General features: G+C 44.7%; 12 protein-coding genes. 8 read left to right on the plus strand and 4 right to left on the minus strand.

Annotation, left to right across the window (positions count from 1 at the left end):
• Positions 1-588: 588 nt before the first annotated feature.
• From NST45_RS04785 to NST45_RS04795, 3 genes are all read right to left on the minus strand, one after another.
• A complete protein-coding gene (locus NST45_RS04785; RefSeq protein WP_076208405.1) occupies positions 589-1467 on the minus strand; it encodes an AraC family transcriptional regulator in 879 nt (292 codons plus the stop codon).
• A 74-nt stretch (positions 1468-1541) separates the two neighbouring features.
• On the minus strand, positions 1542-2897 hold the full coding sequence (locus tag NST45_RS04790) for a response regulator (protein WP_076224918.1): 1356 nt from the start codon (positions 2895-2897) through the stop codon (positions 1542-1544).
• Positions 2878-4155, minus strand: a complete 1278-nt coding sequence (locus NST45_RS04795; protein ID WP_339825056.1) for a histidine kinase — start codon at positions 4153-4155, stop codon at positions 2878-2880. Before NST45_RS04795 ends, NST45_RS04790 begins: the two co-directional genes overlap by 20 nt.
• An 842-nt stretch (positions 4156-4997) precedes the next feature.
• Between NST45_RS04795 and NST45_RS04800 the strand changes: the two genes are divergently transcribed.
• The 5 genes from NST45_RS04800 to NST45_RS04820 all read left to right on the plus strand — a co-directional run bounded on the left by NST45_RS04800 (position 4998) and on the right by NST45_RS04820 (position 11960).
• Positions 4998-5792, plus strand: a complete 795-nt coding sequence (locus tag NST45_RS04800; RefSeq protein WP_339825059.1) for an ABC transporter permease subunit — start codon at positions 4998-5000, stop codon at positions 5790-5792.
• Between the two features lie 36 nt (positions 5793-5828).
• The gene (locus NST45_RS04805) at positions 5829-6704 is read left to right on the plus strand and encodes a carbohydrate ABC transporter permease (RefSeq protein WP_076275128.1); all 876 of its coding nucleotides are present in this window, start codon (positions 5829-5831) and stop codon (positions 6702-6704) included.
• Positions 6705-6745: 41 nt separating this feature from the next.
• Positions 6746-8419, plus strand: a complete 1674-nt coding sequence (locus NST45_RS04810; RefSeq protein WP_076100980.1) for a hypothetical protein — start codon at positions 6746-6748, stop codon at positions 8417-8419.
• Positions 8420-8505: 86 nt separating this feature from the next.
• Positions 8506-9930, plus strand: coding sequence for a family 43 glycosylhydrolase (locus NST45_RS04815; protein ID WP_339825062.1), 1425 nt, complete (start codon positions 8506-8508; stop codon positions 9928-9930).
• 50 nt (positions 9931-9980) lie between these two features.
• Positions 9981-11960 (plus strand): beta-galactosidase, encoded by a 1980-nt coding sequence (locus NST45_RS04820; RefSeq protein ID WP_339825065.1) that lies wholly within the window; start codon positions 9981-9983, stop codon positions 11958-11960.
• 74 nt (positions 11961-12034) lie between these two features.
• Here NST45_RS04820 and NST45_RS04825 read toward each other — a convergent pair whose 3' ends face one another.
• Positions 12035-14323, minus strand: coding sequence for an AraC family transcriptional regulator (locus tag NST45_RS04825; RefSeq protein WP_076296274.1), 2289 nt, complete (start codon positions 14321-14323; stop codon positions 12035-12037).
• A 263-nt stretch (positions 14324-14586) separates the two neighbouring features.
• Here NST45_RS04825 and NST45_RS04830 point away from each other — a divergent pair, with 263 nt between their 5' ends.
• Genes NST45_RS04830 through NST45_RS04840 form a run of 3 tightly spaced genes read left to right on the plus strand, consistent with a single transcriptional unit; the run spans position 14587 to position 18050 of the window.
• Positions 14587-15558 carry an ABC transporter permease subunit gene (locus NST45_RS04830; RefSeq protein ID WP_081382599.1) on the plus strand — a complete coding sequence of 324 codons (972 nt, stop codon included), beginning with the start codon at positions 14587-14589 and terminating at the stop codon, positions 15556-15558.
• A 15-nt stretch (positions 15559-15573) separates the two neighbouring features.
• Positions 15574-16443 carry a carbohydrate ABC transporter permease gene (locus NST45_RS04835; protein ID WP_076130282.1) on the plus strand — a complete coding sequence of 290 codons (870 nt, stop codon included), beginning with the start codon at positions 15574-15576 and terminating at the stop codon, positions 16441-16443.
• A gap of 44 nt (positions 16444-16487) precedes the next feature.
• The gene (locus NST45_RS04840; RefSeq protein WP_339825069.1) at positions 16488-18050 is read left to right on the plus strand and encodes an extracellular solute-binding protein; all 1563 of its coding nucleotides are present in this window, start codon (positions 16488-16490) and stop codon (positions 18048-18050) included.
• Positions 18051-18076: the final 26 nt, after the last annotated feature.

The following is an 18076-nucleotide window of genomic DNA, read 5'->3' on the forward strand; positions in this document are numbered from 1 at the left end:
ATTTGGAGTTTTATCGGACCGCATAGTCGCTATTGACTCGAAAAGTACCTAATAAGCACCTCTTTCGAAGGAATAGCAGCACTGGAGTCCGAAACTGTGCTCAAAAGGCGAAAAATTAGCAAATAGCGTCATCTGAGTCCGAAAGCGGCGGTGGAGGGGGCGACTCGGTGCTGCTGTACTCGAATTAGGGTGTTTAACAAGCTGCTTACCAAGCTGGTGACTGCTGGATGCGAATTAGTACGACTTGCAAGTTGCTTACCCATCCAACACAGTGCTATCGGACTCAAATGCCGCTAACCGCAGCCTTTTCACACATTTGGAGTTTTATCGGACCGCATAGTCGCTATTGACTCGAAAAGTACCTAATATGCACCTCTTTCGAAGGAATAGCTGCACTGGAGTCCGAAACTGTGCTCAAAAGGCGAAAAATTAGCAAATAGCGTCATCTGGGTCCGAAAGCGGCGGGGGATGGTTTTGAGTTGGCGCCACCAAATCTGAATGGTTACTACTTGCATCCACCGGCCCCGAATTAGCACGCCACGCACGCCACTCAGCTCTATCGAAGCCGAACGGACATACCGAGCAACATCAATTTTCAAAAAACACATGCTTGGACAGGAACTCTAGGTCCTGCTCGCGGTAAGTAGAGGGGCTAACTCCAAAGTAGGAACGAAAGACTTTGCCAAAATAGCTGGCATTGTCAAACCCGGTGTCCACAGCGATCTGGTAGATCGTCTGATCTGTTGTTTTCAGCATAGATGCTGCCAGCTCGATCCGTCTCCTTCTTAAATACTCAAAAGGTGAGAGATTGATGTTTTTTTGAAATAGTCTGCAAAGATGATGTTTGGAAATTCCAACATGTGCGGCGACATCGTCTAAGCTAAGGTTATTATTGTGCAGATCATTTTTCATAAATTGTATAGCAGCATGAAGTTTGTCATTTTTTATATAGGTGGTTAACAAACTCGGTTTCTTGAGGTATTTCTCCATGGACAATATCCACTGAAAGGCTTTCCCCGTTAGAAAATGCAAATCTCTTTCTTCATCAACCTGGATGTCCTTGAACATACTCCACAACAAATCCATCGGAACCGATTCCTGAGGGAGTTCTATAATGGGACCGCCATGTCCGATCAGCTGGTTCCAGAGTGAAATAGCTAGAGGTCCTCGTACATTCAGCCAAATGAATTCCCAGGGCTCTGTACCTTCCTCCGGATAATAATATCTGTGTATACTGGGGACAGTCACTAGGAAAGCTTTGCCCTTTGTTAATGGGTGAACAACCCCGTCTATTTCAATTCTACCCTCTCCAGATAAGGTGTACTGAAAAATAACACAACTTCTCTCCGTCCGGTTCTGGCCGTTGAATGAATATGCCGGAGTCTCGGCTTGTTCCCAGCCAATAGAATCAAACAAAAGCATAGAAGCTTGTTCTTCCGAGCGAATGGTATAGGAGGAGCGCAACATTAGCAGATTTCCTTTCCATGGTTCGTTATTCATACAAAGTGTAAACTTTTTTGTTGATCTGTTCAATTTTTGTTTCATTTAATCTGCTGTCTTCGATATTGATAAGGCGTAATGCCATACTGATCTTTGAACAGCTTAATGAAATATTGTGGCTTTTTGTAGCCGACTAGATGTGAAATATCGAGCACATGTAAGTTGGAATCGATCAATAACTTGGAGGCCTTTTCTAAGCGTTTAGAAGAAATGTAGCTCGATAAATTTTCGCCCGTCTCCTGCTTATAAAATTTGGACAGGTAAACAGGATGGAGGTGAACAATTTTCCCTAAATCCTCCAGGCTCAAGCATTCACTAATATGATTGGAGATATAGGCTTGAATGGTATGAACAATATTTTGATTGGAAAATTTAGCGCTTCTATCTAATTGGGTGAGGCTCTGCAAGATGGATTGAAGAGCCGTATTTGGCTCTGATAATTGATTGAAAATCCAGTCTGCGGCCTCAGCTGATTGTATTTTAGCGGTTGTGGAATACAGCAAATTAATGAATTCGAGCAGGTAGAGGAGCTTTTGTTTTTTGACAGTGAGCTTGGCAAAGTTTTTTAAAATGTTTTTTCTGGTTTGCTCCCATTCTCCCAGCTCTAATTTAGGGAGAGCACTAGAGTCATGCAGCATAGTAAAGTCACTGGTACCTATATTTTCATTAAAAAAGAAATGATAAAAAATATGCCGAACAGCATGCTTTTGAGAAAATTCAAACGGCTCGGAAAAAGAAATGGAATCGACGCTGCTTGCCACAGTTTCGATATTTGATTCTGGAATAATTCCAGTAATGGCTGATGGAGTGGTCCAAATAAAGTCTCGTCCACCATTATGATCTTTTAACATCATTTCATCTTTCCCACTAGCCCCTGAGACATGAAAAAAGCAAAAATGCTCATTCCGGAAGGTAGAATCGAATGTACTGTGATCATAACGTATTGGGGAAGATTCGCTAATGACAGAAAGCAGGTAACCTAGCCCATCTATCTTTTTCTCTACCACTGGGGTTTTTGAGGGTTTCTCAGCGATACTCTTAATAACTTGACTCATGGCTTTTTCCATATCCTCTTTATCTACCGGCTTGAGTAAATAATCCAAAGCGCCCAGACGGATGGCTTGCTGTGCATAATCAAATTGAGAATAACCGGAAAGAAAAATCACCTTGGTTTTGAGCTTTTTTTCATGAACATGATGCAGTAAATCAATGCCGGATACCTCGGGCATACGAATATCTGTAATAAGAATATCTATATGATTCTGATTCAATAGCTCCTTGGCTTCAATCGAATTTGTTGTCGTCTCAATATGCTCAATCCCAAATTTGTTCCAATCCAGCAGGTGTTTTAAATATTCAACGATGTAATGCCCGTCATCAACTATCAGTAATCGCATATTGACCTCCTTCATCCAGCGAGAAATCTATGAATGCCAGCACGGATAAACCGCCCCAGTCATTGATGAAGAACCGCAGCCCGCTTAATTCACCATAAGCATTTTTGAGGCGATGATGAATGTTCCAAAGACCAATTCCTCTTGATCCTTCAGGGGGGGATTCATTCTCAAGTCTGGCCATTAGCTGGTGTATTTCCTCAGCAGTAAGCCCCTTACCGTCATCGGCAACAATAATTAACGCTCCAGTATCAAGTGCTTTTACATCTATAGTAACGCGATAAGCCCCTTGCTGTTCTTCAATCCCATGCTGAATCGCGTTCTCGACCATAGGCTGGATAATCAGTGGCATAATCAGATGCTCTCCCAGTTCAGGGGGCAGGTTGATTTCATAATTTATTTTTTTGGAAAGTGACATGATGGATAAAAAATGATCGGCAAGCTGCAATTCAGAAGCCAACGTAACATTATCTGAATTCATTTTTGTTAAATAACGATAGTACTCTGCTAAATGCTTGCTCATCTGCATTACGGCTTCCGGTGAAGTTTTTGCCACAGCCATAATGAAAAACAGATTATTGTAAAGAAAATGTGGATTGATCTGAGCTTGCAGCTGTTTCACTTCCGCGTTTCTGCGCAGCTCGGTTTCTATTTTTAATGAAGCGAATAAAGCCTGTATTTTGGCGACCATGTGGTTAAAGCTTTTAAATAGACTATAAAATTGATTGTCCGGGTTCTCACTAATTCTGGTGCTGTAATTCCCTTGTTCCACTTGGTAGAATTTCTTGTCGAGCAGATATACATTGCGATAATAGTTTCGATAGAACATAAAAATCACGATAAGGCCAATGATCAAGATCATTAAGATGCTGACAAAAAACACCTGTTTATTCCGGTTAAGCGGATTCAAAAAATCACTCATTCGCGTATAGGTAACTAGATACGTATCAATCGGCTCAATATACTTTGATAAAACATAATAATCGTCATCGTTGATATGATAGTCAAACTTTAGAATTTCATGTGCATTGGGTGTTATCGTCTCCTTGGCTTTTTCCTCGATTCGATTATCCACCGCTTTATTGCTAATCATTAAACTCTTGTTCACAAGCAAAAAGGCATTGGAGCTCTCACCGCCACTCACTGCTTTCTCTAACAGACTTGTTAAATACTCCTTTTTCAGCTTAACGCCCACAATGTATTGAATATTGGCAGGATTCTTAGGCTCATGAATATAAGGGTAGATTGAAAAATAATACAAATTATTATTAACAATCTGCCAGCCTCGCTGCGTGACCTTCTGAAAGGGCTGTTTGGCAAGCGAATCATGACCCGTAAAAATAAAAGTGCCGTCCGATTTCCAGTAGATACCGATAGATTCAATCGCCTGACTGGAGAGAAGTGGTGCTGATATGCGGTCATAGATATCATTTTTTTCATCTGGGCATCGTAATTGTTCATCTCTTGTATTTTGCTTTGATAGAAACGTACGGAGGTGTCGGCTGTATATTGGATGCCATACAAACTTGCCTCAGAGATGATGCCATCCAGTATGCTTTCCGTATAAGCTAGCTGATTTTTGGAGGAGTTAACCAAGCTCTCTTGAATGGTTTTGGAACCTAGGGAGTTCATTACGAAAAACAAACTTAAGGTCAGTAAAAGGAAAAAAACGAAAAAATATATGAATCGTTTCATATTTACTTTTTTAATCATAAGCATTACTCCTGTCGCTAGGACTCGTGTGAATTCATCATAAGCCATATATTCCAAAAGAAAAAGGGAAGAGCTCTCGCAAAATGAAAGCGTTTATAAAGATGTTTAGCGAGTGGTTATGATATTTAATTTGAGACATTTTCGAATGAAAGCGCTTTTGTTAACATTAAACCAGAAAGAAATTAGCAGCCAAGAATGTAAAAGGGGGTAAGCACAATACCACAGATAATGAATACCCAGCTCAAATGGAGTGAGAAAGCCAACGTTAAAAAAAGCAGAAAAAATCCTTGGAAAAAGGAAATCAAAAAAAATTGGCCATTGTATGTTTTATGTATCCCAGCTTTGGTATTCGTTCTAATTTTTGCCTACGGTCCTATGGTCGGATTAGTGATGGCCTTTCAGGATTACAAGCCCTGGCTTGGAATTACAGGTTCAACTTGGATTGGTTGGGATAACTTCGCAAGAATCTTTCAATATAAAGAGGCGACACAATCTATTATCAACACCCTCATTATTGCTGTAATCAAAATTATAGTCGGAATTATCGTTCCTATCTTTATGGCGATTCTGCTAAGCGAGATTAGAAACATGGGGATTAAAAAGAGTATTCAAACCTTGGTCTATTTACCGCATTTCCTCTCTTGGGTAACCGTTGCCGGAATCATGATTGATATCCTGGGTCTTGACGGGGGCATAAATCATTTTCTTACGAATTTCCTCGGACTAAAACCCATTTTCTTTTTGGGTGATCCTACGCTGTTCAGACCGACGATCATCATCAGTGATTTATGGAAAAACTTCGGATTTGGCATGATTGTTTACTTAGCGGTGATCACAGGGATCGACCCTTCTTATTATGAGGCCGCCGAGATAGACGGCGCGTCACGCCGCCAACAAATACGCCATGTTACCTTACCGAGTATGATGCCGATGATCATCGTAATTGCGACGTTAAGCCTTGGGAATATCCTGGATGCAGGATTTGACCAAATCTTTAACTTATTCAATCCACTCGTATATAGTACGGGAGATATCATCGATACTTATGTTTACCGGTCATCCTTATTGAATGGCCAATACGGTTTTGGTACCGCTGTTGGATTGTTTAAATCCGGCATCAGCTTCATATTAATCGTAATTTCCTATCGAATTGCTTACAAGGTAGCTAACTACAAAATATTTTAAGTCGAAGTTGTTAAGCTTACAAAACTGTTAGGAGGAATGGGAGTGTATTATAAATCCAAGGGATATAGGATATTTTCGATTTTCAATCATATCCTCCTGATTCTAGTAGCTTTATCGTGTTTATTGCCTATGCTTCATTTGCTAGCACAATCATTTAGTAGTAAGTCAGCGGTAAATGGGAATTTAGTATCCTTTTGGCCGGTCGATTTTAATATCGAAGCCTATGTGAAAACTTTTAAAAACACGAATTTTACAGGCTCCATGAGAATCTCAGTGGTCCGGACGGTGCTGGGGACGTTAATCAGTATGTTTATTATTACAACGTCAGGGTATGCCTTGTCCAAAGATTTCCGGGGGCGTAATGCTTTAATGTGGATTTTTATTTTCACGATGTTGTTTTCCGGTGGATTGATTCCTTCTTATATATTGGTTACGAAACTTGGGCTCAAGGATACGATCTGGTCGCTCGTGCTTCCCGGTGCCTTCGGAGCTTACAATTTGATTCTGATTATGAATTTCTTTAAAACAATCCCTAAGGCGCTTGAAGAGGCGGCATTTATCGATGGGGCTTCGTTCTTCGTCATTTTCCGGAAAATCTATCTTCCACTTTCCCTTCCCGGTCTGGCAACCGTCGGATTGTTTATCATGGTAGGGAGCTGGAACGCATGGTTTGATGGGATTTTGTATATGTCGAATACAACGGACTATCCGTTAGCTTCATTCTTACAGACTGTAGTTGTACAAGGTTCAGCGCAGAGTATGGCACTTAGTCAATCAGAAGCAGCCGCGTTGTCAGAACAGAGTATCAAAGCTGCGCAAATTTTTATTAGCACACTGCCCATTATCCTTGTGTACCCATTTCTACAGAAGTATTTTGTCAAAGGCATCGTTCTGGGTGCTGTAAAAGAATAACGTGACCAACATATAAAACTTAAATTTAAAGGAGCATATCAATGAAAAAAACAGGGGCCTTAATAACGACTACTGTATTGATGGCAGGATTGCTAGCGGGCTGCGGCTCAAACGGTAAAGAATCTAACGCGGCAGAAGCGGTTCTCAAAGATGGCAAATACGATCCTCCTATTACTATCAACATCGCCAAGCAACAAGATGAGAATGCCGGTAAATATATCAACGGGGAGAGCTTAAATGATAATGTGTTGACCCGCTGGGGTGTCGAGAATCTAGGGATTAACATCCAAACTACTCTTTTGGGCGGTGATGCCTCCCAATATAATACGAAACTTCGTTTAGCGCTCACTGGTTCCGAGAAGCTCCCGGATGTTTTGCCAGTGTATGACACCTCACTAGAAAATGATTTGATTCAATCAGGACTTGTAAAAGATATTGCGGAAGACATAAACAAATACATGCCTGAGCGTCTGAAAGAAATATATAAACAATATCCAACAACGTTCAACCCGGTTATCCAGAATGGCAAGGTTTATGGGATGGCGATTTCGCCCAATCTCACCGAAGGTGAAGTCATGCTTATCCGTCAAGATTGGTTAGATAAATTAAATTTAAAAGCGCCAACAAATATAGATGAATTTGAACAGGTTATCGCTGCCTTTACGAATGATGATCCGGACGGTAACGGAAAAAATGATACTTATGGATTTGATTTCTCGGGAAAAGATTCTTACAACACGGGCTGGGTGAGTGACTCTGTAATGATTTTTAGTGCTTATACAGGCAAGAGTCTCCCCGGCCAATGGTATAACGACAATGGTAAACTCACTTACGGTTCTGTCGCTGATGGGACAAAAGATGCGTTAGCTAAACTTCGCGATTGGTACTCCAAAGGGTATTTAAATAAGGAATTGGCTACACAGGGTGCATGGGATGCACTTGCGGATTTCACTGAAGGTAAAGCGGGGATTATTATTGGCCGTCCTTGGCTGTACGGCAGTGTTAAAGATGTGGAAACTAACGTAAAAGGGGCTAAAATCAAAGCTTACCCAACAATCAACGGTGTAAGTGGGGATCGAACCTACCAATCCGGTCAACAGAACGATGGTGTCTTTATGTTTAATAAAGACTTTAACAATATGGAAGCTTTCTTCTTGTATTATGACAAGCTTTACGATGCGGCATTTGGTACCGGAGATTTCAAATATGGTTATGCTCAGGGATATGATTATGACATCGTAGGCGATGAAGTGGTATTCGATTCCAAAAAATTCAATACTCCTTTGGATGCCGCTCAAGGTGTAGGCAAAATGGCTTTTACCAAAAATACACCAAGTGTTGATGGCCCAGGTAAATCTTTTTATGATCTTTCCAAAGGTGCAAAAGCAGAGAATGGGGTCTTGATCAGATCGGCATCAAATGATGAAACAGCCAAAGAGGGATATGTGATTTCCTATGAGAATAGAGAGTCACTGCTTCCAAATGCATTTAACGGTCCACCTACCAAGACCATGCAGACAACCTGGGAGCAATTGAATACGATGGAAAAGGAAACCTTCACCAAAATTATTTACAGTAAAGAGCCGCTAACTGCGTACGATGACTTCGTGAAGCAATGGCATGACAAAGGCGGTACGAAAATTTCCGAAGAAATCAACGAGTGGTATAACAATGCTAGCAAGGTGGATGTGATGTCTCAGATGGGATTGAAATAAGTTCGCAAGAACAGCAGGTTCAGTTAAGGTCATCCTTGGCCGAACCTGCTTTTTTGTATGAAAATCTAATCCTCTGGAGGATAATCATGGACGAAAACGCGAATATAGTCACCCTATTAAATAGCGCTCCGCTTCTGGATATGAGCGGGAACCCTGTACATGCACATGGTGGACATATGCTCTATAAGGATGGATATTATTACTGGTTTGGTGAGAACCGGATGGATCGGCGGAGAGTGAACTGCTACCGATCTGTGGATCTAGTGAATTGGGAATGGCGCAATGATGTGCTCACACTCGATTCACCGGTACAGCCGATTTATCATCGCACCACATTAGAGCTTGAACCCTTGGACAGGGAGGGTCGCCCAACGGGTGCGGTAATTGAGCGCCCAAAAGTACTCTACAACAAACTTACAGGGAGATTTGTTATGTGGATGCATTGGGAAAATGGACGCGACTACTCTGATGCGCGCTGCGCGATCGCTGATTGCGGGACGGTAGATGGGGATTATGTTTACCGGGGCAGCTTTAATCCGATAGGTAACATGTCTCGTGACTGCACCTTGTTCCAGGATGACGATGGGACGGCTTATTTTATCTCCGCGGCAAGGGAAAATGCTGATCTTATTATGTATCGTCTGTCACCTGATTACCTCAGCATAGAAGAACAGGTCAAGACCTTGTGGCCCGGACAAGCGCGTGAAGCACCTGCATTAATGAAACGTCAGGGTGTATACTTCCTCATCTCGTCCGCCTGTACGGGCTGGTTGCCTAACCAAGGAACCTATGCCTGGTCTGAGGAATTATTTGGTCGTTGGTCACCCTTGCTGCCTTTGGGCGACATCACTACATACGACAGCCAGCCTGCTTTTATAGTTCCTATTGTAGGAACAGACAATGACCAGTGCTCTTACCTGTATGTTGGGGATCGCTGGGACCCTGCGGATTATTATGCCTCTTCCTATGTATTTCTGCCGCTGAGCTTTCCTTCTGACCGGGAAATGAAGCTTGACTGGGCAGAGCGAACGGTGATTGACCTAAGGAAGGGAATCGTAGCTGTGGAATGCAGCTCTGGTTATGGTCTGTTCAGATTGAAAAGCTTAGGAATGGGGCTTTATCTGGCGGCGGGAAATCAATCTATTGAACATGAGGAGACCTTGAACGTCGAAGTCCGTACGCTTTCGTATGAAGATCAGCAGCAGAGATGGACGGTTGAATACGGAGAGAAGGGTAGGGCGAGAATTCGAAACAGTGAAAAGGCCTTATCTATTGGCCCGTTGAATTCCTTGCTGCTGGAGCCTATTCGTGACAACGAAGATCAGTTTATATGGTTGCTTACAGAGACAGAAGCAGGTTCACTGACTATTGGGAGCAATGACGGAAGAGTTCTTACCGTAGCAGGAGAACAGCGTGGGGGCTGGGGTTGTGTGTTTCTTGAATCCAAACGCTGCCATGATCCCCGTCTAGGTGCAGACCCGCAGCTTTTTCAACTGATTTCAGTAAGGTAAACAGTTTAGAGAAAAGAGGTATACCGCTGAGTTTATCTGTCTCCTTCCCTATGGAATGGTTTAAAAGTGACCCCCATACACAACTTACTGCGACTTCCTCTGAGGCTTTTCAGTTCATCACTACACCAGAAGGTGGTGGAATTGAGCTTCAGCCAGGGCAGCTGGAATCCGCCGCTTGGTGCGATTATGGTTTCGTTAATGCTGAGGTTTACCATGAAAGCCATGATGTTCTGGTGCTGTTATTCAGTTTTTATGATCGGGATCATCGCGTCATTACTTATCATGTGGGAATTTTACCTGGTGTGCGCACGAAAATTTGTTTACCCTTGATTCATTTAAATGGGGAGAAGCTGTTCCTTCCCCGTTATCCGGGTGTGATGCAGACAGTACTGCGGGGAGATGCAGGCATCGATCGCAAGCATATCACCCGATTCTCTATCGCTACTCTCCCTTCAACAACAAGTAGAGCTGTGCAAATTAGTGACTTGGCTCTAAGTCTAACTGAGCCCGTCTTTGAGTATGAACAGCAACCATATATAGATGATCTGGGCCAATTAAAGGGAAGGGGTTGGCCAGGGAAAACGGTTGATGCAGAAGCATTGACGGATCGGCTGCGCGAAGAGCGGCAACTTGCGGCACAAGTTGATCACAGTGGAGGTGACCTCAGCAGGTACGGAGGTTGGAAGGCGCTGAGATTCGCGGCAACTGGATATTTCCGCACGGAGTTTGACGGCAGCCGCTGGTGGTTCGTTGACCCAGAGGGTTATGCCCTGTTCAGTACGGGGATGGACTGTGTGGGTCCGGCTTGTTCTATGCATGTAACTGGCATGGAGCACTTGATACCCTCATTGCCGGAGCGGGAAGGAATCTATCAAGAAGCTTGGTCACAGGATGGCGAGGAATTCAGCTTCGAGATTGCTAATCTGATCACTGCTTTTGGGGCGGAGTGGCGCTCTAACTGGGTGGCTATGGCGAATTTCCGCTTACAACAATGGGGATTCAACACCATCGGCAACTGGTCCAATGATCGATTTATCAGTGGATCACAGCTTCCGTATGTTTATCCTCTAGTGGACTTTCCTATGACGGAGCAAACTATTTTCCGGGATTTCCCGGATGTGTTTAGCCCGGAGTATGAGCGGAATGCCGGGAGCTTTGCGGAGCAGCTTCTTCCATTAAGGGAAGACCAGAGAATGGTCGGTTATTTCATGCGCAATGAGCCGCATTGGGCATTCGTGGATGGGTTGAATTTGACCGGGCAGATGCTGAAATCTCCGGTCCGTTATGCCAGTAAGAAGGAATTCATTCGCTGGCTTGCAGGAAAGTACAAAACAGTGGAGCAATTAAACATGGCGTGGGATAGCGTTTTTGAAGAGTTCGAGGATTTATACGATGTATCGAATGTGAATGTAACCGGGGATAATCTCACTTCTGCCCGAGAAGTGGATTATAACCTGTTCAACCGGATCATGATCCGGCGGTATGTAGAAGTGCCAGCCTGTCTTTGCAAGCAGACGGATCCGAATCATCTGAATTTGGGAATGCGTTATGCCTGGGTTGGCAGTGATGAAGTGCTGGAGGGCTGCGAATGGTTTGATGTATTCTCTATGAATTGCTATCAGTTCAGTCCTGACAAGGAACAGATCGCCCAGATCAGCGGACGACTGAACAAACCAGTCATGATTGGGGAATATCATTTTGGTGCGGCTGAAGGCGGCATGTTGGCTTATGGGATCCGTGCGGTGGCAACTCAGAAGGAGCGCGGTGAAGCTTACCGTTATTATGTAGAGCAGGGGGCAGCCATCCCGCAGCTGATCGGAGTTCATTATTTTCAATGGAATGATCAGCCTGTGCTTGGACGTTATGACGGAGAAAACTATCAAATCGGCGTAGTGGATGTCTGCAACCGTCCATATGAACCTTTCGTGCAAGCAGCGAAAAAGGCCCATGACCAGATGTATCAGGTGCGGACGGGGAGGACAGCACCCTATAATATTGTGCCAATAGAGATTCCGAAAACGGGATTCTGATTGCAAATCTTTACAACAAAAAGGCCCCTAGCCAATGGGGCCTTTTTTGTCCTCTCCTCTGCAATGTAGCCCCTTTATAAGCCAAGGCCGGAGGAGGGGAGTGAATCATCACGGGAATAGCGCTTGCGGTATTCCCCCGGAGTTATTCCGGCACAACGTTTGAACATACGGATGAAGGAATTTACGTTCTGATAACCAACCTGAAGCGCGATATCCTGAATCCGCAGTTCCAGATTCATTAGCAGCTCTTTGGCCCGCTCAATCCGCAGATTGTTCAGATATTCACTGAAGTTGATGTTTGTTTTCTCTTTAAAAATGCTGGACAGGTAACCTGGAGTTAAATTCAACTTGTCTGCTACTAGGTTGAGGTTGATGTCCTCGCCGTAATGTTTGTCTAAGTAATCCAGCACAAAGCTGATAATGGGGTCGCGCGACTCCGAGCGGTTACTGATGACCACGAGCACAGGACGAACCAGATCACGCAGCCATTCCTTGTATTGATCCATTGAGTGGAAAGCGTTAAATGGCTCTAGTCGGGGTGGTAAGAGACGCTCCGCTTCCGCTTGGGGCAGATTCAGCTTCGTCACCGTTTTGCTCGTCTGTTCCGCTGCTCCCAAGGCAAATGCCCGAAAATCCGCCGCCGCTGCGTCCTTGTGCTGCAGCTGCTCCAGCTGACGATCCAGCCAAGCGAATACAGCCTCCTCATTGCCAGACTGCAGCAGATTGTGCAGCTCCTCTCCATGGGTCACCTTTAAATGAAAGGATTTGGCGGACGAGGCTCTAGGTTCTACGATAATTTGTGTTTCCCCGTTCAATCTACGCTCATTTAACAACATCGATAGATTATTGTAGGCATCGGTAAATGAGGTTTCGCCTGAATATACCGGACTTACAGCAATAGTCAGGTATAAGGATGTCTCCGAATCCAGCAGTTCTTTCAGTGTATCAAGAGCCTGCAGAAAACTGCTCTGCGGTCCGGGGTTGAACAGGAGCAGCAAGAGCTGATCCTGCTCCGGCTGGAGTGCGACGCTGTCGCTTTCACCTCCGGTGATCAAGGTTTGGATTAGTTTCCATAACATCAGTGTGTGTTTCTCAAATTCGTCCGGCAAGGTTTTGAAGCTGACCTTGAACAGAATGGAGGCATAGGGTAGTTCGGATTGCCGGACATCTTCAAGCTCCGCAAGACTTTTACTCAGCGGGATATTTTTCACTTTATGAGTGTAGGCATATTGGCGTACCAGTGAGTTCTTATGATCAAGATCGGTCTGGATGAATCGGTTATTCTCCAAAATGGAGCTCAGGCGGTCGCCGATAATGGCGAATTCCTTCACACTGCTCAATTTTTCTGGCCGGCTGCCCGCTTTACGGTCCAAGGCACCAATCAGGCGCTGGAGCGGCTGGTTAAGCCGATGGCTGAAGATCAGGGATGAGAGAACACTGATCAGTACTGCGGCAGAGAGTAATACAGCCAGCAATAGCTGCATACCACGCATTTCTGCGGCAATAGCCGCTACCTCGGTCACTCGGATATAGGTGAATCCGGTTTGTTTACCTTTTTCATAGAAGTAATATTGATCTCCGACCCGCTCATGGGCATTGCTACTTTCCGGAAGCTGGCTTGTTTGCAGTTTAACATCTGATGTAGAGAACAATAAATTTTCTTGTGCATCCAGAATATAGAATGGGGTATTGCCGGCATCACCGTAGGTATCCTGCATCAGCTGCGGATTCAGCATGACAATCCCATACACTTCCTCATAAGGAATCGCTTTGACCAGCACTGGCATTAACCTTCCGAGCGTACGGGTGGAATGTATAGTTTTCTCGGTAAAGGTTACGGCGGGCATGACTTTTAAAAATTGATTGTCCATCGTTTGCCGGCTCCAGTACTCCGGAGGGTATTCTGCACTGAAGTAGTATTTACCGAACATATCTGCGGCGCTGCTTAGGCCCTCCCTCTCCAGTACATAATTTTCCTTTTTAAAATAAAGAATGAAATTTTCGATATGCAGAAAAGGATTAGCATACAAAGTTGAGAGATCCGATGTCACTTCTGCCGGGATATCATATCGACGGTTCTCTTTGAGGTGGCTTAAAATGCCCAGATTGGCAGTCCATGAATCGGATTGGGTGAGGGCAAGAATCATGTTCTGGGTCAACCGGAAATGATTTTCGTAGCCTTCGACCGTTTGTGCGAGTCCAAGCTCATTTTGACGGATCATCTCCTTATAGATTTTTCCGCTTAAATACAGATGGGAGAACAGATTAAATGATGCCAAAATCAAGATGACACTGAGGAAGCTTAGCATCAGCTTAACGAACAGGGCATTCAGCGCAAATTTGCCTGTAACGGATCCCTTCATATGTATCCCCCTTTGGATGCACCCGTAAATGAATTGGATTAATTCTATCATAGCGGCAAAAAGCTAACACCAACAATATGCAATTTTGCTGATTTGTACGCTATTCTATGGAAATCCGCAGTTAAGGCGAAATGTTATATAACATGTAGATAGCGCTTTCCAAAGAAATGCAGCTATAATTCGGAGACAAATCCCAGAAAAAAGGGGGAAGTAATCTGACATCTATATGATTTATGATCATTTTAACAAGAGGAGACATGCATATGGCTCAAGCTAGCGTAGTGCAGGACAAAATGCGAAAGAAAGTGCACCGGCGACCCCAACGCCACAAAACGGGAATCCTTAGAACTTGGAATAAAAACAAGGCGCTCTGGCTGCTGTTCCTGCCGTGCCTGTTGTATTATTTGATCTTCCGCTATGCGCCGATGTTTGGATTAGTTATCACTTTCAAGGATTACAATCTCTTTAAAGGAATTTGGGCCAGCGATTGGGTGGGACTCAAATATTACAGGATGTTTATTGAGAATCCCGATTTTTGGCCGCTGATGAAAAATACTTTTCTGCTTGGTTTATATAAGCTGTTTTTCGGCTTCCCGGCACCAATTCTACTGGCGATTCTGCTTAATGAGGTGCGCAAGGCTGCTTTCAAACGTGTTGTGCAGACCGTCAGCTATCTTCCGCATTTTATCTCAAATGTCATTGTAGCCAGTATGGTGATTATGTTTTTATCCCCAACCGGAGGGCTGATTAATAATCTGCTTGGTGCCATAGGGATTGGACCGATCAATTTCATGAATGAACCTGGATTGTTCCGCGGTATTTATGTCCTGTCGGAAATCTGGCAGCATATCGGTTGGGAGACTATTATCTACTTGGCCGCGTTGACCGCTATCGACCCGCAGCTGTATGAAGCCGCTGATATGGACGGAGCCAGCCGCATGCGTAAAATATGGCATGTCACCTTGCCCGGCATTTCACCCGCCATCGTGATCACCTTGATTCTTAATATCGGTAAAGTGCTCGAGATTGGCTTCGAGAAGGTGTTCCTGATGCAGAACCCGGCGATCTACGACACAGCGGATATTATCAGTACTTATGTCTATAGGGTGGGTATGGTGCAGGGGAACTTCAGCTATGGCGCTTCTATTGATCTCTTCATGGGCGTGATTAGCTTGATCTTCATCTATACAGCAAATTACATCAGCCGTCGTGTAAGCGAGACAAGTTTATGGTAGAAAAGAGGTGTGGTGATGAGATCACCCCGTTTATCCTGGTTTAATGTCGTGAGCACTTTTATCCTTCTCGTGGTTGTGGTGGTCACGCTTTATCCGTTCCTGCATATGCTCGCTGTCTCTCTCAGTAGTGATGTGCATGTCATGAAGAATACAGTTTCTTTCTGGCCTAAGGGTTTTAACCTGAATATGTATAAGCTTGTACTCGGAGATTCGCAAATCTGGGTGGCTTACAAAAATACACTCATTTACACCGTGCTTGGCACCCTTATCTCGCTGGTGGTCACCTCCACGGGTGCCTATGCACTCTCACGCAGTGATATGGCGCTGCGCAAGAGCTTCACCCTGTTGATTGTGGTGACGATGTTTTTCAGCGGAGGGATGATTCCTACGTTCCTCGTGGTTCGCTCCCTGGATCTGGTCGATACCGTATGGGGCATGGTGCTGCCGGGTGCAGTTAGCACTTGGAATCTGATTCTGATGCGGACCTTTTTCTCCGGCATTCCTAAAGAGCTGGAGGAGTCAGGCCGCATCGACGGACTGAATGATATCGGCATATTTATCCGTATTATTGTTCCGCTTTCCAAGGCTTCCTTCGCCACCATAGCACTCTTTTACGCGGTTGGCATGTGGAATAACTTTATTTACCCGCTGCTCTACCTGCGCTCACCGGATTTGTTCCCGCTGCAAGTGCTGCTGCGCAATCTGGTGCTGGCTGGCAGTGCTAGCTCGGGAGATGTTACTAGCATTGGAGGTGACAACATGGTTATAGAAGAATCGCTGAAGTACGCGACGATTATGGTCTCGACGCTTCCGATTCTGATTGTGTATCCATTTGTACAGAAGTATTTCGTTAAGGGGGCCATGATTGGCGCAGTTAAAGGCTGAGGCGGGTGGTACCGTCACAAATTCAGAATAAGGGAGAGATCGTAATGAACAAATGGAAATCTGTACTGCTGCCACTGGTGATTGCAGCAACCGTAGTAACTGGCTGCAGCGGAGGGGGCAATGACACCTCGCCGCAGAGTAATACTCAGGGCAGCAGTACCGCTTCACCTACTGATTCGTCCAAAACGGAAAAAACCTTCACTGCGCTCTTAGACAACAATGCTACGTTCCCTTATTCGAAAAGCTGGCCCATTTGGAGCTGGCTGAAGGAGAAAACCGGTGTCACACTCGAGGTGCAGACCCCTTCAGGGAAGCTTGAAGAGAGCTTGAACCTGGCGATTGCCTCGAAGGCAATGCCGGATCTGATGTATATGCCTAACCGCAAAGAATCGAATAAATTCGGGCAACAGGGTGCGTTGGTGGATTTGATGGAGTATATGGACAAAATGCCGAATCTGACCGCCTGGGTAAAGCAGTATCCAGAGGAAGCGAAGGCTGCACTGTCTGCTGATGGCAAAATGTATATGTTCCCGAATCAGGGCTTTGGCGAGACGAATCGCATGATCTGGTTATACCGTAAAGACATTTTTGACAAAGAAGGAATCCAGGCACCAGCCACATATGAGGAGCTGCATACAGCTCTAAAAACCTTGAAGGCGAAATATCCGGACAGCTATCCGCTCTCGATCCGTTACGGTCAAATTCCTGATGAAATGAATGCCAATATGACTGTGAATTACGGGACAGGTGAAGGGGCTTATTATGATTTTGATAAAAAAGAGTGGCTTTTTGGGCCTACGGAAGATAGTTACAAGGAAATGGTTGGCATGTGGAAAATATTTTATGACGAAGGGCTGATTCCGCCTGACTTTCTATCTCTGCAAACTAAGCAATGGCAGGACATGGTGTCCACGGGCAAATCGTTTGTGACCATTGATTACATCAGCCGGATCGATTTTTTCAACAATTCGATGCAGCAGGAAAATCCGGAGTTCAACATGCAGTTCATGGCTCCTCCAGCGGGCATTGCCGGCGGCAAGCAACTGAACCCGTATTTTCATTATATGGAAGGTGGCCTAACCGTGGCATCAACCTCAAAGAACATCGATGATGTGATGAGCTATATGGACTTTTTCTATTCCGAAGAGGGACGTACGCTCAGCAGCTGGGGCGTGGAGGGCGAGACGTATGTGAAGGAAGGCGACACGATCAAGTTCAAACCAGAGTACAACGATGTGATCGAAATGCGGAAACAGACAGGACTTCAGACTAGCGGAACGTACACATGGATCGACTTTGGCTCACATCTGTCGTTGTTCTCAGACAATTTAAAGTATGCCTTTGAAGAAGCAACGAAATATGATCCGTCCATGATGCAGCCACGGCCTGCATTTACGGAGAAAGAGAATGAAATTATCGCGATTACCGGCCAGGCGATCCAAAAACACCGCGATGAAAGCTTTGCCAAGTTTGTTACCGGCTCCCGAAAGCTGGCCGACTGGGACAAATATGTGGAGGAGATGAACAATCTCGGCGTGGATAAGCTGCTGGCTACTTATAAGGAAGCTTACGACCGTGTTCAGAACATTCAGTTAAACGGGAATTAATCTGTCTGGTGCCAAGGACAATAGTT

It is taken from the genome of Paenibacillus sp. FSL R7-0163, assembly GCF_037969975.1.
Taxonomy (GTDB): Bacteria; Bacillota; Bacilli; order Paenibacillales; family Paenibacillaceae; genus Paenibacillus_AQ; species Paenibacillus_AQ odorifer.

Bases quoted from the DNA above. Each gene is read 5' to 3' on its own strand.
- NST45_RS04830 (WP_081382599.1), top strand. From the start codon at position 14,587: ATGGCTCAAGCTAGCGTAGTGCAGGACAAAATGCGAAAGAAAGTGCAC.
- NST45_RS04790 (WP_076224918.1), bottom strand. From the start codon at position 2,897: ATGCGATTACTGATAGTTGATGACGGGCATTACATCGTTGAATATTTA.
- NST45_RS04825 (WP_076296274.1), bottom strand. From the start codon at position 14,323: ATGAAGGGATCCGTTACAGGCAAATTTGCGCTGAATGCCCTGTTCGTT.
- NST45_RS04800 (WP_339825059.1), top strand. From the start codon at position 4,998: ATGGCCTTTCAGGATTACAAGCCCTGGCTTGGAATTACAGGTTCAACT.
- NST45_RS04835 (WP_076130282.1), top strand. From the start codon at position 15,574: ATGAGATCACCCCGTTTATCCTGGTTTAATGTCGTGAGCACTTTTATC.
- NST45_RS04840 (WP_339825069.1), top strand. From the start codon at position 16,488: ATGAACAAATGGAAATCTGTACTGCTGCCACTGGTGATTGCAGCAACC.
- NST45_RS04785 (WP_076208405.1), bottom strand. From the start codon at position 1,467: ATGTTGCGCTCCTCCTATACCATTCGCTCGGAAGAACAAGCTTCTATG.
- NST45_RS04820 (WP_339825065.1), top strand. From the start codon at position 9,981: ATGGAATGGTTTAAAAGTGACCCCCATACACAACTTACTGCGACTTCC.
- NST45_RS04805 (WP_076275128.1), top strand. From the start codon at position 5,829: ATGGGAGTGTATTATAAATCCAAGGGATATAGGATATTTTCGATTTTC.
- NST45_RS04815 (WP_339825062.1), top strand. From the start codon at position 8,506: ATGGACGAAAACGCGAATATAGTCACCCTATTAAATAGCGCTCCGCTT.
- NST45_RS04810 (WP_076100980.1), top strand. From the start codon at position 6,746: ATGAAAAAAACAGGGGCCTTAATAACGACTACTGTATTGATGGCAGGA.